At 29.6% G+C, this 712-nt stretch carries 1 protein-coding gene; it reads right to left on the bottom strand.

Features of this window, described 5'->3' with window-relative positions:
* Positions 1 to 129 precede the first annotated feature (129 nt).
* Positions 130 to 528: a DUF3805 domain-containing protein gene (locus AC061E_RS16600; RefSeq protein WP_478286325.1), complete on the bottom strand. Its 399-nt coding sequence runs from the start codon at positions 526 to 528 to the stop codon at positions 130 to 132.
* Positions 529 to 712 lie beyond the last annotated feature (184 nt).

Raw genomic sequence — 712 nt, 5'->3', positions numbered from 1 at the left:
GCGCTACAAGCAGTTTGGGACTAAATTAAGCCCATTATTCGGATTTGCCAAATCTTCCAAATACAAAACCAATTTCAAATTAAGCCTAATACCCAAATTGCTTGTAGCGTGTGTTAGCAGATGGTGCTTTTATTCAGTTTTAATTGATTTTAGTATTTCAGCAACTTTATTCAATTCCATTTCAATTTCGTTTTTTCCGTTAAGATTTCCAACAGTAAAAGAGCAAATGTAAAGTTTGTTCTTTTCGATTAAAATCCAATAATTTATTTCTTCATTTTTTGCATTTTCAACATAGTAAACTCCTTGTATATTTTTCCAATCTATATTTTGGCCGTTTTCTTCTCTTAATATTTCTCTTAAAAATTCCTTTGCATTTTTGATTTCATAATTCATTGGAGTTATTCTTAAATTTCCCGTCCATTGAGTTGTGTCAAAAAAAGCATTTGTGTTTTTTTCATCAGTTTCATATTCACTCCAATTTTCAGGAATGTTTACAAAATAATTATATTCGGAATTGAATTTTTTCATTTTTTTATTTTTCCCGCAATTACTAAAAGAAACAAGAATTATAAGAGTTAAAAATTGCTTCATTTCTGTTTTGGTTTTCTTTTTCTACGGATTTTTTCTGCACTATCTGCTAACGTTCTCGCGCTACAAGCAGTTTGGGACTAAATTAAGCCCATTATTCGGATTTGCCAAATCTTCCAAATAC

It is taken from the genome of Flavobacterium sp. GNP011 (genome assembly GCF_056428925.1).
This window is presented reverse-complemented; position numbering and strand designations above follow the sequence as displayed.

What these genes read in the sequence shown, in the direction of transcription:
- AC061E_RS16600 (WP_478286325.1), bottom strand. Translation starts at nt 528, where the DNA reads ATGAAAAAATTCAATTCCGAATATAATTATTTTGTAAACATTCCTGAA.